The following is a 13,768-nucleotide window of genomic DNA, read 5'->3' as shown; positions in this document are numbered from 1 at the left end:
CTTCAAGGCCACAGCTTCACGGACAAGGGAACCGCCAGTGAGTCACCCCCCGGACAGCCCACCCCCGGCCCACCTGAGGGTCGTCCCGCCCGCCGCCCCGGCGTTGGAACAGTCGGCCGACGAGCACGACGAGCACCACGCCCCCGACGACAGCCGACCGTCGCTCGCCGACCGACCGGACGCCCGTGGGCCGGGTCGGTTAACCCGACTCCGGTCGGCCACCCGCCGACCCGTCCGCCCCGACTGGCTCCGTACCAAGACCGGGTTCCTGGACGGCGCCTACTGGCTGGCCGGCCACCTCGGTCACACCCTGGCCTTCCACGCGCTCCGCTCCCCGGTCTACCTCGGCCGGCTACTCCTCCGCGCCCCGGCCGGACTCGGCCGCGTCCTCGGCGGGTTGAGCCGGTGGGCGTGCGACGCCGAGAGCCTCCCGCTCCGGGAGGCCGCCGCCCGGCGGGAGGACATCGGCGAGTGGCTCCGCCTGTCCCGGCAGCGCGACGCCCGGGTGCGCTGGCGCGGCATCTGCCTGTCCGTGGGCACCCCGCTCGCCCTGGCCGTGCTCCTCTACCTCGTCTACGCCACCTCGCCCGCGGTCCAGGCCGCCGCGCTGGGCCTGGCCGTGGCGGTCTTCGGGGCGGTTGGGGCGCCCGCCGACGCGCCCCTGGCCTCCCGCGCGATCATCAGGACCGAGGTGGCCAAGCTGACGTCCGACATCGTGGTGCGCGCCATGGCGGCCATCGGCATCAGCCAGATCACCAACGAGGTCAACAAGGGCCGCGACGGCATCCAGTTCGTCGCCCCCATCACCCGCGAGGGCCCCGGCTGGCGGGCGGACATCGACCTGCCGCTGGGCGTCACGGTCACCGACGTGATCGAGCGACGCGCCCGACTCGCCTCCGGTCTGCGCCGACCGCTGGGTTGTGTCTGGCCCGACCCCGACCCGACCGAGCACGAAGGCCGGTTGGTGCTGTGGGTCGGGGACCGCGACCTGTCGAAGTCCGGCCCGGTGAAGTGGCCCCTGGCGAGTGGAGAACGGCACGACGTCTTCCGTCACATCCCGTTCGGCATCGACCCGCGCGGTCGGCCCCAGTCGGTTCCGCTGATCCAACACAACGTGCTGGTCGGGTCGTTGCCCGGGCAGGGCAAGACCTCGACCGTCCGGGTGCTGACCTGCGGGGCCGCCCTCGACCCGACCGTCGAACTGTGGATTCACGAGAACAAGGGCACCGGCGACCTGGACGCCCTGGAACCGGTCTCCCGCCGCTTCGTCTCCGGCCTCGACGAGGAGTCCATCAACTACGCCGCCGACTCCCTGGCCCTGCTGCGGCGCGAGGTCGAGCGCCGGGTGAAGGTACTCAAGGGCCTGCCGCGCGACCTGTGCCCGGACAAGCGCATCACCCGCGCCATCGCCGACCGCCGCTCGCTCAAGCTGTGGCCGCTGGTCGCCGTCTTCGACGAGTGCCAGAACCTCTTCCTCTCCCAGCGGCGCGGCAAGCAGGCCGGGGAGGACGCCGAGTTCGTCATCAAGCTGGGCCGGGCGCTCGGCGTGGTGCTGATCCTGTCCACCCAACGCCCGGACAAGGACAGCCTGCCGACCGGCGTCAGCGGCAACGTCTCCATCCGGTTCTGCCTCAAGGTCGCCGGCCAGATCGAGAACGACATGGTGCTGGGCACCTCGATGTACAAGAACGGCGTCCGCGCCACGCAGTTCCGCCCGGAGATCGACGCCGGCACCGGCTACCTGGCCGGCGCCACCGCGCTGCCCACCGTCGTCCGCACCGCCTACCTGGACGACCCGCACACCGCCCGCATCGCCGCCAAGGCCATCGCCCTGCGCCGCGCCGCCGGCACCCTCGACGGCGAGTCCATCGGCGACGACCAGCGCGCGGACGACGCCGGCCTGGACGTGCTGGCCGATCTGCTGGCTGTGGTCCGCCCGGAGGAGTCGAAGATCTGGACGGAGACCGCCCTTGAGCGGCTCGCCGAACTCCGCCCGGCCACCTACCGCGACTGGCCACCCGAGCAACTCACCGCCGCCGTCAAACCGTTCGGGATCAGCACCGTCCAGGTCGGCCGCCGGATCGACGGCAAGGTGGTCAACCGCCGCGGACTGGAACGCGCCCGCCTCGAAGCCGCACTCGCTCAGCGTGACGAACGGCGGGCCGCCTGAGCCGGTGCGCGAGCAGCTGGGTTAGCAGAGCCCGCCGCTAACGTTAGCGCCCGCGCTAGCACCCCAAACCCCCATCAACCAGGCCGTTATCAGTTAGCAGCCCTACCTCGGTCATGCCGGAAACCACCCATAGGAGCCCTGATGCCCCCGGAACTCGTCGCTAGCGCCATCCTCCTCGTCGTCACCGTCTGCTACCTGGCCTTCTGCTACGCCAGCCCGTTCGGCGCCTGCCACCGCTGCGAGGGATTCGGCTTCCACATCGCAACCAACCGCGCCGGCCGGCTGACCCGCGGCAAGGACTGCCGGCGCTGCAAGGGCCACGGAGTCCGCATCCGCCCGGGCCGCCGGGCGGTCAACGTCCTCATCTACTTCTGGCAGCACCGCGACCGCTGAGCCTCCCTACCGAGAAAGGAGTTCGCGCATGGTCACCCTGTCCCTCGTCGTCATCTTCGGCGCCCTCGTCGGCTTCCTGCTGAAGTTCCACGCCATCGGCTTCGGCGCCTTCCTGGCCGCCGCTCTCTTCGGCTTCTACCTCGCCGAAACCGGCGCCGCCGACACCATCAACGACGCGGTGACATCCCTCGTCGAGGCTGTCTCGTCGATCGGCACGACTGGGAAGTCGTAGAGGGCTGCGCCAGAACCAGCCACAGTCGACTACGCGTAGGCCCCACAACGGAAAGCAACGTCCTATCCCGGTTCGGACCACAACAACCGACTGGGTAGATGGGAACCCGCTCTAACTGGACACGTAACACACTTCTTCGTTGCTGCTCGTTGGGTGTCGTTGCTTTCCCCGAAGCAGTGAGGAAAGGGCTCGATTACCTGGTCAAAAGGATCTGAGCCGCGTGAATCCTTAAGCAAGTCAAACCGGCGTGGCGGAACTCCCCGCCAAGGTCGTCCGCCACGCCGGCCCTTCCCCGTTCCATCCGAGGACAGAACAGGAGCCTCAAGCATGACCCATGCCGTCATGCCCGAACAGCCCGCCCCCGGCCACACCTCGGCCCTGGGCCTGGCCGGACGCGGCTGGCATGTCTTCCCCCTCATCCCCGGCACCAAGCGGCCGGCGATCACCCGCTGGGAAGACCGAGCCACCACCGACACCGCGCGCATCACCCGCTGCTGGTCCCGGGCCGGATACAACATCGGCCTGGCCACCGGCCCGTCCCACCTGGTCGTGATCGACCTGGACGTGCCCAAGCCCGGCGAGGACGGACCGGACGGTGCCTGGTACCTGGCCGCGCTCTGCGAGCGTCACGACCGGCCCTACCCGGCCGACACGTTCACCGTGGCCACGCCCTCCGGCGGAACACACCTCTACTTCACCGCACCGGAGAACGGCGCCCGGCTCCGCAACACCGCCGGCCGCCTGGCCCCGAAGGTCGACACCCGCGCCAGCGGCGGCTACGTCGTCGCCCCGGGCAGCACCGTCCACGGCCACCCCTACGCCGTCCTCAACGACATGCCTCCGGCCCCGCTCCCGGCCTGGCTTGTTCCCGTCCTCGCTCCGGCGCCCCTGCCGCCCCAGCGGCCCATCACCGTGCCCCTGCTGGACCACGACCGGCGTGGCCGCTACCTCAAGGCCGCTGTGAACGCCGAGTTGAAACGCGTGGCCGACTCCGCGCCCCACGAACACAACCGCGACCTGTTCCGCGCCTCCGTCGCCCTCGGACAACTCGTCGCCGGCGGCGCCCTCAGCGCCGCCGACGTCACCGCCTGGCTGGCCGAGGCCGCCGCCCAGGTCGGCCAGCGGCCGGGCGAGGCCAGCCGCACCATCCGCTCCGGCCTGCGGGCCGGCGCCCGCCGCCCCCGGCAGGTCGCCGCGTGAACGAGACCGCCTTCCCGCACCCCATCGAGCCGGCCCAGCAACGGATGCGTACCGCCTGGACCGCCGACGAGCTGTTGGCCGCCGAGTTCCCCGAGCCGCGGTGGGCCGTCCCCGGCATCCTCGCCGAGGGCGTCAACCTGCTGGCCGGCCCACCCAAGGTCGGAAAGTCCTGGCTGAGCCTGGGACTTGGCCTCTCCGTCGCGGCCGGCGGCCGTGCCTTCGACACTGTGGCCGTCGAGGGCGGCCCGGTGCTCTACCTCGCCCTTGAGGACACCCCACGCCGACTCCAGACCCGGATGCGGAAGATGCTCGGCGGCCAGCCCGCCCCCGCCGACCTCACCCTGGTCACTTCCTGCCCGCCGCTGCCCCAGGGCGGGGGCGAGGCCATCGCCCAGTGGATCGAACGCAACCCCAACGCCCGCATGGTCATCATCGACGTCTTCGCCAAGATGCGCGGCCCCTCCGCCCCCGGCGCGTCCGCCTACGACGCGGACTACGCCGCAGTCGGCCACGCCAAGCGCATCGCCGACCACTACGGCCTGGCCGTCGTCCTCGTCCACCACGTCCGCAAGGCCGGCAGCGACGACTTCCTGACCGAGGTCTCCGGCACCAACGGCCTGGCCGGCGCCGCCGACGCCACCCTGGTGTTGAAGCGCGCCCGGGGCCAGGCGGACGGCGTGCTGCACGTCACCGGCCGCGACGTCGACGAAGCCGAGTACGCCCTCCGCTTCCACTCCGCGGCCGGCGCCTGGCAGCTCCTCGAAGGACCCGCCGGAGACCACACCATCGGCGACACCCGCGCCGCGATCCTCCGCCACGTCCGCACCCACCCCGGCGCGCGACCGAAGGACATCGCCGACGCCCTCCCCGGCCTCGACCCCGACACCATCCGCCGCACCTGCTCCCGCATGGCCGCCGACGGCCAACTCACCAAGGACACCAAGGGCCACTACTTCCCCGACATCGACACCAAGCACGAGGACCTGTCCGGCCTGTCCCACCTGTCCGACCGTCCGGCGACCGACGAGGGGAACCAGTGATGAGCGAGCAGACCGCCGACCCGACCCTGGCCCTTCTCACCGTCGAGGAGGCCGCCCGCCGCCTGAGCATCGGCCGGACCACCTGCTTCGGCCTCATCAGCTCCGGCGAACTGGAGTCCGTCCCCGTGGGCCGCCTCCGCCGCGTCCCGGCCGACGCGATCACCGCCTTCGTTTCCCGGCTCCGCACCGCTCACCGTTCTGGGGAGGCCATCGCATGACGACAACCGCCGTGGCAGACGACGACAACGAGCGGAACAAGAAGAAGGCGAACCAGAAAAAGCGGACCCGCCAGCCCAACGGCCGCTCCTCCATCTACTTCGGCAAGGACGGGAAGTGGCACGGCCGCGTCACCGTCGGCACCCGCGACGACGGAAAGCCCGACCGGCGACACGTGGAGCGCAAGACCCGCGCCGAGGTCACGGAGGCCGTCAAGAAGCTGGAGCAGCTCCGCGACACCCGCAAGGTGCCCAAGGCCGGCCAACGCTGGACGGTCCGGACCTGGCTCACCCACTGGGTCGAGAACATCGCCCCCAAGCGGGTCAACGAGAACACGATGGTGGGCTACGGCGTCGCCGTCCGAAAGCACCTGATCCCGGGACTCGGCGCCCACCGCCTCGACCGGCTGGAACCGGAACACGTCGAACGCCTCTACGCCAAGATGCAGTCCAACGGCGCCAAGCCAGCCACTGCCCACCAGGTCCACCGCACATTCCGCACCGCCCTCAACGCCGCGGTGCGGCGCGGACACCTGGTCGAGAATCCACTGAACAAGGTCACCGCCCCACGCGTCGACGAAGAGGAGATCGAACCGTTCACCGTGGCAGAGGTCCGCAGGCTCCTCGCAGCCGCCAACAATCGGCAAAATGCGGCGCGTTGGGCGGTGGCCCTGGCCCTCGGCCTCCGTCAGGGCGAGGCCCTGGGACTGAAATGGGACGACGTGGACCTGGAGAACGGCATCCTGTGGATTCGCAGGAGTCGGTTGCGTCCGCGCTACGCCCACGGGTGCGAGCCTCCCTGCGGCAAGAAGGCCGGCTACTGCCCCGAACGCCGCCGGACCAACGGCAAGACCTCACGCACCAAGTCGCGGGCCGGACGTCGGCGGGTGGGACTCCCTGCCCAGGTGGTCCAGCTTCTCCGGGCGCACCGAGCGAAACAGAACGCCGAGCGCGAAGCGGCAGGCAAACGGTGGACCGACGAAGGTTGGGTGTTCGCGACCCCGACCGGATCGGACATCTCGCACCGCTACGACTGGAGCGAGTGGAAGGCACTGCTTCGCGACGCCGGACTTCGAGACGCGCGGCTTCACGACGCTCGGCACACGGCCGCCACGGTGCTCCTGATCCTTCGAGTCCCCGAACGCGCGGTCATGAACCTCATGGGCTGGTCCACCACGGCCATGGCCGCTCGGTACCAGCACATCGTGGACGAGGTACGCGCCAGTGTTGCACGACAGGTGGACGGGCTGATCTGGGCGGACAAGCCGGAGCCGGAGTTGTAGCCCACCTGACTTGGTGACCAGGTCCGGGCTTTCGTCAAGCGCCGTCGCCGGGTGGCCTAAGTGGTAGTAATGTGGTGGCTGTCGGGCGACACACTCTTATGATGCTGTCGCTTGCACTCCAGAGGGATGAGGCCCGGATTGTGGCCGAACCTCATCCCCAACGAGGCGCCCGTCTGGCGGTCGCGTGGCCTGCTAGGCCCTCCCGCATACCTCATAAATGAGGCGCGCGAGGTTGACCACGAACGACCAGAACTCCCAGATTGGGCGCTTTCGTTTGCGATGTCGCCTTTGACACATCTGTTCTCCTTGGATGATTACCTTTGCGTGTCCCATCCGGAGAACGGAGCGGCGTCAAACGCCTTACCGCGAGATCATCCTAACTAACGCGCAATCAGACAGAGGTCGCCGTCACGCCTCGGGAACGGGCCGAAATCCCCGAACTGAGACGGAAACTGAGACGGACACACTTGTGGGGCGGACCAGGAACGGTCCGCCCCACAAGTACGTGCAGGCCAGTCGGTGTTCGAACGCCGGAGGCCGTGGCGGGGATCGAACCCGCGTAACTCGCTTTGCAGGCGAGCCCCTGAACCACTCGGGCACACGGCCGGGGGTGGTGCCGATACGAGAGTGACCCGGGTGGGGGTGGGGGTTCAAGGGTGGGCGGCGGGTTGCCATGGGATTGGCATCGGGGGTCACACCGTGTTCATGAACGGCCCGGGCGAGGCGCGAGGGTGATGGGCACGCGCTGTCCGGTGCGCTGGGCACGCACGCCGGCGGCGCAGACCTCGGCGGCGGCATAGCCGTCCCAGCTGGTGGCCCCCGTGGTCGCGCCGCGTCGGGTGGCTGCCACCCAGGCGCGGAGCTCGCGGTCGTAGGCGTCGGCGAACCGGGTGAGGTAGTCCTGGGCGATCTCGCCGCCCCAGCGGCCGGCGATGTTGGTCATCAGGCCGTGCGCCTCGCCGATGCGCGCGGTGCCGCGGGTGCAGACCGCCTCGGTCTGCACCTGGTAGCCGAAGCCGCCGTTGGCGAGGATCTCCACGTCCACGACCACCCCGCCGTCGGTCTCGAAGACCACCAGCTGGGGGTCGTTGAGGCCGTCGTGGCCAGGCAGTCCCGCGGTGGGGCGGAAGACCTGGACGGCGGTGATCTCCTGGCCGAGCAGCCAGCGGGCGGCGTCGAACTCGTGCGCCACCGAGTCGCTGATCAGCATCTCCTCGGTGAAGTACGGGTGGGAGGCGAGATTCCGGTGCCGGCAGTGGAGCAGCCGGGGCTCGCCCAGCTCGCGGGCGTCCAACAGGGCCTTGAGCCGCTGGTGTTCGGCGTCGAAGCGGCGCATGAAGCCGACCGAGACCAGCGGGCGGCCGGCGCACTCCTCGGCCGCCACCACCCGGAGCGCGCCCGCCGGGTCCGGCACCATCGGCTTCTCGCAGAGCACCGGCAGGCCCCGGTCCAGCGCGGCCAGCAGCGCGGCCTCGTGGGCCGGCCCGGGGGAGGCGATCAGCACCGCGTCCACGCCCGCCGCGTCCAGGGCGGCGAGCGGCTCGGTGACGGCGAGGCAGCCGTCGATTCCGGCGGCCAGGGTCTTGGCACGCTCCCCGTCCGGGTCGGCGACGGCGGCCACCCTGGCTCCGCTGACGACCCGGTCGAGGCGGTGGACGTGGTCGGCGCCCATGGCGCCGGCGCCGAGCACGGCGACCCCGAGCGGCGCGCCGGTCGGACGGGCGGCTGGCGCGCCGCTCGGCGAACCCGATATGGACATCGCTGACTCTCCCTGGCTGCTGGGTGATCGGCCCTGATCGGCCGGTTGCCCCAGCCTGCATCAGCCGTCCCGCCCGTTGACCGTGGGGGGCGGGAACGGTCGGTACCGGTCAGGAGCGGTCGGCCAGGCGCCGTTTTCCCTCAGGAGGTGTGGTCAGTTGGACGAGCACGCGACGGCGTGGCCCGGCTGAGGAGTTGGGCGGCGCCGGCGACCAGCAGCGAGACCAGGATCCCGAGCAGGGCGCCCGTCCACACGCCGTCCAGGGCGGCCCCGCCCCAGTAGCCGAGGGCCACGCTGTAGCCGGCCCAGACCGCCTCGGCGATCCCGGCGCCCAACAGGAAGCGCCGCAGTGGGTAGTTGACCAGCGCCGCGGTGAGGCCGCCGATCAGCCGGCCGCTGGGCAGGAACCGCATCGCGACCACGAAGGGCACCCCGTGTCGGTTGATCCGCTCCGTCGTCCAGCCCAGCGCGGTCCGTCGCGCGGGGCGCCGGCCGAGCCAGCGGAGGACCCGGCCGCCGGCCAGCCGGCCGAGCCCGTAGACGAGGGCGTCGCCGGCCAGCGCGCTGCCGCCGACGACCAGGAAGACCAGCCAGACGTCGAGTTCGCCGGACTGGGCGAGCATCCCGGCGGAGGCGATCAGCGCCGCGTTGGGCACCAGGGGCGGCGCGCTGGTGAGGGCCAGCAACAGGTAGATCCACAGCGCACCGTCCATGCTCGGCCGGCCCCCGTTCCGCGAGCGGTCGCCGCCCCCTGCGTCGACCTGTCAGCCAAACCTGACACGCCCTCCGGCCTGGACAAAGGAGCCGAGGGCGATACCAGGGAAGGTGCCGGGTGGGCCCCTAGGGGCCGACGGCGCCACCCCCTCCCGCGGGCCGCCCCGAGCGACGTCCCGATACCGGGTGGGGGTATACACTGCGGCCGACGGGACGTCCTACGCACGAACGACGAGGAGCGCGACCATGAGCAGTGTCACCTACCGGGTCTCCGGCATGTCCTGCGGCCACTGCGAGGGGGCCGTCCAGGCCGAGCTGAAGTCGCTGCCCGGGGTCACCGAGGTGTCGGCGACGGCCAGCACCGGACTGGTCACGGTCACCGCCGAGGCGCCACTGGACGACGCGGCGGTGCGCGCCGCCGTGGACGAGGCCGGCTACGACCTGGTCGGCCGGGCCTGAGGGCACGGGACCCACGCGCCGCCCGGGGTGACGCCGAGGGGGAGCCCGAAGGGGCCCGTCCGGGCCCCTTCGGGGGCGGAAACCGGCCCGCGCACACCAACGGCCGACACCCCGGAGAGCCGGGGCACCGGCCGCGAACGATGGAAACGCCCCGCCAGCGGGTCCCCCCACAGGGCCCGACGCGGGGCGTTTCCTGTCGTCCGCTCAGAGCGTCCCCCCACGGGACCCCGGCCGGACGACCGTTGGCGTGAATCCAGCCGAATCCGCGCCAACTCTGACCGGTTAGACCCACAGCTCCATCAAAGGTTGCACACCTTATGGTGTGACCTACGTCACACCGCTCAGCGCTGCTCGACCGGCACGTAGGAGCGCTCGACCACACCCGTGTAGATCTGCCGGGGACGGCCGATCCGGGTGCTCGGGTCGTTGATCATCTCGTGCCACTGGGCGATCCAGCCCGGCAGCCGGCCGAGCGCGAACAGCACGGTGAACATGCTGGTCGGGAAGCCCATGGCCCGGTAGATCAGCCCCGTGTAGAAGTCCACGTTCGGGTAGAGGTTGCGGGAGACGAAGTAGTCGTCGCTCAGCGCCCGCTCCTCCAGCCGGAGGGCGATGTCGAGCAGCTCGTCCGACTTGCCCAGCGCCGAGAGCACGTCGTGCGCGGCGGCCTTGATGATCTTGGCGCGCGGGTCGAAGCTCTTGTACACCCGGTGGCCGAAGCCCATCAGGCGGACGCCCTGCTCCTTGTTTTTGACCCGGTTGATGAACGTGTCGACGTCCCCACCCTGGGCCTGGATGCTCTCCAGCATCTCCAGCACCGCCGCGTTCGCCCCGCCGTGCAGCGGACCCCAGAGCGCGTTGATGCCGGCCGAGATGGAGACGAACAGGTTGGCCTGCGAGGAGCCGACCATCCGGACCGTGGAGGCCGAACAGTTCTGCTCGTGGTCCGCGTGCAGGATCAGCAGCTTGTCCAGGGCGTTGACCACGACCGGGTCCAGCGCGTACTCCTCGGCGGGCACCGAGAAGGTCATCCGCAGGAAGTTCTCCACGTAGCCGAGGTCGTTGCGCGGGTAGACCACCGGGTGGCCGGCCGCCTTCTTGAACGCGTAGGCGGCGATCGTCGGCAGCTTGGCCAGCAGCCGGATCGTGGAGATGTGCCGCTGCCGCTCGTCGAACGGGTTGTGGCTGTCCTGGTAGAACGTGGACAGGGCGCTGACCACCGAGGACAGCATCGCCATCGGGTGCGCGTCCCGCGGGAAGCCGTCGTAGAAGCGTTTGACGTCCTCGTGCAGCAGGGTGTGCTGGGTGATCTCGTCACGGAAGCCGGCGAGCTCGTCCACGGAGGGCAGCTCGCCGTTGATCAGGAGATAGGCGGTCTCCAGGAAGGTGCCGCGCTCGGCGAGCTGCTCGATGGGGTAGCCCCGGTAGCGCAGGATGCCGCGCTCGCCGTCCAGATAGGTGATCGCCGACTCGCAGGCCGCGGTGTTGCCGAAACCCGAGTCCAGGGTCACCAGACCGGTCTGGGCACGCAGCTTGCCGATGTCGAAGCCGCGGTCCCCCACCGCGCTGTCGACCAACGGGTAGCGATACTCCCCGTCGCCGTACCGCACTACTACTGCATTGTCTGCGTTGTCGCCGTAGCGGTTTTCGCTCACGTCATCCCTCACCGACGTAGTGCCTCTTCTTCGAGGTGCCCTGACTCCTCTCTACTGTCCCCCATCTGGCGCCAAGATGTGCACTCGGGGTCGGCCAATAGGCCATTTTCTGGCACGGCGTGCCGCACGAATCGGGAGCTTAGGGATGAAGCGTCCCGGCGAGGCGGGCGTCCAGCGCCGTGCACCGCCGCCCGGCGGAGACACTCCGTACCGCCTGGGCCAGCGCCCGGCGGGAACCGACCAGCACCACCAACCGCTTGGCCCGGGTCACCGCCGTGTACAGCAGGTTACGTTGCAACATCATCCAGGCACTGGTGGTAACCGGGATGACCACGCACGGATACTCGCTGCCCTGGGAGCGGTGGATGGTCACCGCGTAGGCGTGCGACAGCTCGTCCAACTCGGCGAAGTCGTAGGGGACGTCCTCGTCCTCGTCGGTGCGGACGGTCAGCCGCTGCTCGTCGAGGTCGAGGTCGGTCACCACGCCGACCGTGCCGTTGAAGACGCCGTTCGCGCCCTTGTCGTAGTTGTTCCTGATCTGGGTGACCTTGTCGCCGACCCGGAAGACCCGGCCGCCGAAGCGCTTCTCCGGCAGCCCGGGCCGCGGCGGGGTGACCGACTCCTGGAGCAGCCCGTTGAGCACCCCGGCGCCGGCCGGCCCGCGGTGCATCGGCGTCAGCACCTGCACGTCACGCCGCGGATCGAGGCCGAACCTGGCCGGCACCCGGCGGGCCGCCACGTCCACCGCCAGCCGGCCGGCCTGCTCGGTCTCCTCCTCCACGAAGAGGAAGAAGTCCGCCAGGCCCGAGGTGACCGGCGGCAGGCCCTCGTTGATCCGGTGCGCGTTGGTCACCACGCCGGACTGCTGCGCCTGACGGAAGATCCTGGTCAGCCGGACCGCCGGCACCGGGCTGCCGGGGGCGAGCAGATCCCGCAGCACCTCGCCGGCGCCGACCGACGGCAGCTGGTCCACATCGCCGACCAGCAGCAGGTGGGCGCCCGGCGCCACCGCCTTGACCAGCTTGTTGGCCAGCAGCAGGTCCAGCATCGAGGCCTCGTCCACCACCACCAGGTCGGCGTCCAGCGGCCGGTCGCGGTCGTAGGCCGCGTCCCCGCCAGGCTTCAGCTCCAGCAGCCGGTGCACCGTGGACGCCTCCGCCCCGGTCAGCTCCGAGAGCCGCTTGGCCGCCCGGCCGGTGGGCGCCGCCAGCACCACCTTGGCGCCCTTCGCCCGGGCCAGCTCCACCACCGAGCGGACCGTGAAGGACTTCCCGCAGCCGGGGCCGCCGGTGAGCACCGCGACCCGCTCCGTCAACGCCAGCCGGACCGCGGCCTCCTGCTCCGCCGCCAACTCGGCGCCGGTCCGGCCGGCCAGCCAGCCCAGCGCCTTGCCCCAGTCGACCGCCTGGAAGGCCGCCAGCCGGTCCTCCGCCGCCCGCAGCAGCCGCCGCACCTGCCCGGCCAGCGACAACTCGGCCCGGTGGAACGGCGGGAGGTAGACCGCCGTGACCCGGGCGTCCGAGCCCACCTCGCCCTGCGGGTCGGGCACCGCCTCCCGGACCGCGCCCTCCGGGTCCTGCGCCAACTCCGCCAGGCACTCGATGACCAGCCCCGTGTCCACCTGCAACAACTTGACCGCGTCGGCGATCAGCCGCTCCTCGGGGAGGTAGCAGTGCCCTTGGTCGCTCGCCTGCGAGAGGGCGTACCGCAGACCGGCCTTGACCCGCTCCGGGCTGTCCTCCGGTATGCCGACGGCGCGGGCGATCCGGTCCGCCGTCAGGAACCCGATCCCCCAGACATCGGCGGCCAGCCGGTACGGCTCGTTCTTCACCACGGAGATCGAGGCGTCCCCGTACTTCTTGTAGATCCGCACGGCGATCGAGGTGGAGACCTCCACGCTCTGCAGGAAGACCATCACCTCCTTGATCGCCTTCTGCTCCTCCCAGGCGGCGGCGATCAGCGCCGTGCGCTTGGGGCCGAGCCCGGGCACCGCGATCAGGGACCTCGGGTCGTCCTCGATCACCTCCAGCGTCCCGACGCCGAAGTGCTCCACGATCCGCTCCGCCGTTCTGGGCCCGATGCCCTTGATCAGGCCGGAGCCGAGATAGCGCTGGATGCCCTGGACGGTCGCCGGCAGCACCGTCGTGTAGTTCTCCACGTGGAACTGCCGGCCGTACTGCGGGTGCGACCCCCACCGGCCGGTCATCCGCAGGGACTCACCGACCTGCGCGCCGAGCAGCGAGCCGACCACCGTGAGCAGCTCGCCGCCGCCCCGCCCGGTGTCCACCCGGGCGACCGTGTACCCGTTCTCCTCGTTGGCGTAGGTGATCCGCTCCAGCACACCCTCCAGCACGGCGCCACCCGCGCCCGGACCCCGCGTGCCCGCACTCTGCGACATGTCCCGACGGTAACGCCCGGCACCGACAACGCCCGGCTCGGGCCGAGGCGGACGGTCCGGCACGGCCGGCCGCCTCGGCTCCCCTCCTGCTCCGAGCCCCTGGGGCGGCCCCCGCGCCGCCGGTGACTGAGACTCCGACCGACGGGGTTTGGTTGCACCCCGGCGGAACCGTTCGCGTTCTTCACGGCCGCGCACCGGCCGCGGGGCAGGCCGCCGGTCCTGCCGGTCGGGTGGACGGGCGGGTCCGAAG

12 protein-coding genes and 1 tRNA gene are annotated in these 13,768 nt (G+C 71.1%); 8 read left to right on the top strand and 5 right to left on the bottom strand.

Annotation, left to right across the window (positions count from 1 at the left end):
- Nucleotides 1–37 precede the first annotated feature (37 nt).
- The 7 genes from RM844_RS04575 (at nt 38) to RM844_RS04545 (ending at nt 6,533) form a co-directional block, all read left to right on the top strand.
- Complete coding sequence (locus RM844_RS04575) at nt 38–2,170, top strand: cell division protein FtsK (RefSeq protein WP_311664990.1); 2,133 nt, start codon at nt 38–40, stop codon at nt 2,168–2,170.
- Between the two features lie 141 nt (nt 2,171–2,311).
- Nucleotides 2,312–2,563, top strand: a complete 252-nt coding sequence (locus tag RM844_RS04570; RefSeq protein ID WP_311664988.1) for a hypothetical protein — start codon at nt 2,312–2,314, stop codon at nt 2,561–2,563.
- 28 nt (nt 2,564–2,591) lie between these two features.
- Entirely contained in the window at nt 2,592–2,795 is a 204-nt protein-coding gene (locus RM844_RS04565) for a hypothetical protein (protein WP_311664986.1), read from the top strand.
- Between the two features lie 327 nt (nt 2,796–3,122).
- Nucleotides 3,123–3,995, top strand: coding sequence for a bifunctional DNA primase/polymerase (locus tag RM844_RS04560; RefSeq protein ID WP_311664984.1), 873 nt, complete (start codon nt 3,123–3,125; stop codon nt 3,993–3,995).
- Entirely contained in the window at nt 3,992–5,035 is a 1,044-nt protein-coding gene (locus RM844_RS04555) for an AAA family ATPase (protein WP_311664982.1), read from the top strand. Before RM844_RS04560 ends, RM844_RS04555 begins: the two co-directional genes overlap by 4 nt.
- Nucleotides 5,035–5,253, top strand: coding sequence for an excisionase family DNA-binding protein (locus RM844_RS04550; RefSeq protein ID WP_311664981.1), 219 nt, complete (start codon nt 5,035–5,037; stop codon nt 5,251–5,253). The genes RM844_RS04555 and RM844_RS04550 overlap by 1 nt, the downstream gene beginning before the upstream one ends.
- Complete coding sequence (locus RM844_RS04545; RefSeq protein ID WP_311664979.1) at nt 5,250–6,533, top strand: tyrosine-type recombinase/integrase; 1,284 nt, start codon at nt 5,250–5,252, stop codon at nt 6,531–6,533. The genes RM844_RS04550 and RM844_RS04545 overlap by 4 nt, the downstream gene beginning before the upstream one ends.
- Nucleotides 6,534–7,067: 534 nt before the next feature.
- On the opposite strand, the gene RM844_RS04540 is transcribed toward RM844_RS04545, so the two are convergent.
- The 3 genes from RM844_RS04540 to RM844_RS04530 form a co-directional block, all read right to left on the bottom strand.
- A tRNA-Cys gene (locus RM844_RS04540) sits at nt 7,068–7,139 on the bottom strand.
- A 97-nt stretch (nt 7,140–7,236) separates the two neighbouring features.
- A complete protein-coding gene (locus RM844_RS04535; protein ID WP_311664977.1) occupies nt 7,237–8,292 on the bottom strand; it encodes a Gfo/Idh/MocA family protein in 1,056 nt (351 codons plus the stop codon).
- Between the two features lie 140 nt (nt 8,293–8,432).
- Nucleotides 8,433–9,005: a DedA family protein gene (locus tag RM844_RS04530; protein WP_311664975.1), complete on the bottom strand. Its 573-nt coding sequence runs from the start codon at nt 9,003–9,005 to the stop codon at nt 8,433–8,435.
- Nucleotides 9,006–9,252: 247 nt separating this feature from the next.
- On the opposite strand from RM844_RS04530, the gene RM844_RS04525 reads away from it, so the two are divergent.
- On the top strand, nt 9,253–9,465 hold the full coding sequence (locus RM844_RS04525) for a heavy-metal-associated domain-containing protein (protein ID WP_311664973.1): 213 nt from the start codon (nt 9,253–9,255) through the stop codon (nt 9,463–9,465).
- 341 nt (nt 9,466–9,806) lie between these two features.
- Here RM844_RS04525 and RM844_RS04520 read toward each other — a convergent pair whose 3' ends face one another.
- Together RM844_RS04520 and recD2 are read right to left on the bottom strand one after the other, a co-directional pair.
- On the bottom strand, nt 9,807–11,120 hold the full coding sequence (locus RM844_RS04520; protein WP_311664971.1) for a citrate synthase: 1,314 nt from the start codon (nt 11,118–11,120) through the stop codon (nt 9,807–9,809).
- Between the two features lie 139 nt (nt 11,121–11,259).
- Nucleotides 11,260–13,518 (bottom strand): SF1B family DNA helicase RecD2, encoded by a 2,259-nt coding sequence (gene recD2 / locus RM844_RS04515; protein WP_311664969.1) that lies wholly within the window; start codon nt 13,516–13,518, stop codon nt 11,260–11,262.
- Between the last annotated feature and the right edge of the window lie 250 nt (nt 13,519–13,768).

This window comes from Streptomyces chisholmiae, from assembly GCF_031845445.1.
GTDB lineage: Bacteria > Actinomycetota > Actinomycetes > Streptomycetales > Streptomycetaceae > Streptomyces > Streptomyces chisholmiae.
This window is presented reverse-complemented; position numbering and strand designations above follow the sequence as displayed.

What these genes read in the sequence shown, in the direction of transcription:
- RM844_RS04570 (WP_311664988.1), top strand. Translation starts at nt 2,312, where the DNA reads ATGCCCCCGGAACTCGTCGCTAGCGCCATCCTCCTCGTCGTCACCGTC.
- RM844_RS04565 (WP_311664986.1), top strand. Translation starts at nt 2,592, where the DNA reads ATGGTCACCCTGTCCCTCGTCGTCATCTTCGGCGCCCTCGTCGGCTTC.
- RM844_RS04560 (WP_311664984.1), top strand. Translation starts at nt 3,123, where the DNA reads ATGACCCATGCCGTCATGCCCGAACAGCCCGCCCCCGGCCACACCTCG.
- RM844_RS04550 (WP_311664981.1), top strand. Translation starts at nt 5,035, where the DNA reads ATGAGCGAGCAGACCGCCGACCCGACCCTGGCCCTTCTCACCGTCGAG.
- RM844_RS04545 (WP_311664979.1), top strand. Translation starts at nt 5,250, where the DNA reads ATGACGACAACCGCCGTGGCAGACGACGACAACGAGCGGAACAAGAAG.
- RM844_RS04535 (WP_311664977.1), bottom strand. Translation starts at nt 8,292, where the DNA reads ATGTCCATATCGGGTTCGCCGAGCGGCGCGCCAGCCGCCCGTCCGACC.
- RM844_RS04530 (WP_311664975.1), bottom strand. Translation starts at nt 9,005, where the DNA reads ATGGACGGTGCGCTGTGGATCTACCTGTTGCTGGCCCTCACCAGCGCG.
- RM844_RS04525 (WP_311664973.1), top strand. Translation starts at nt 9,253, where the DNA reads ATGAGCAGTGTCACCTACCGGGTCTCCGGCATGTCCTGCGGCCACTGC.
- recD2 (WP_311664969.1), bottom strand. Translation starts at nt 13,518, where the DNA reads ATGTCGCAGAGTGCGGGCACGCGGGGTCCGGGCGCGGGTGGCGCCGTG.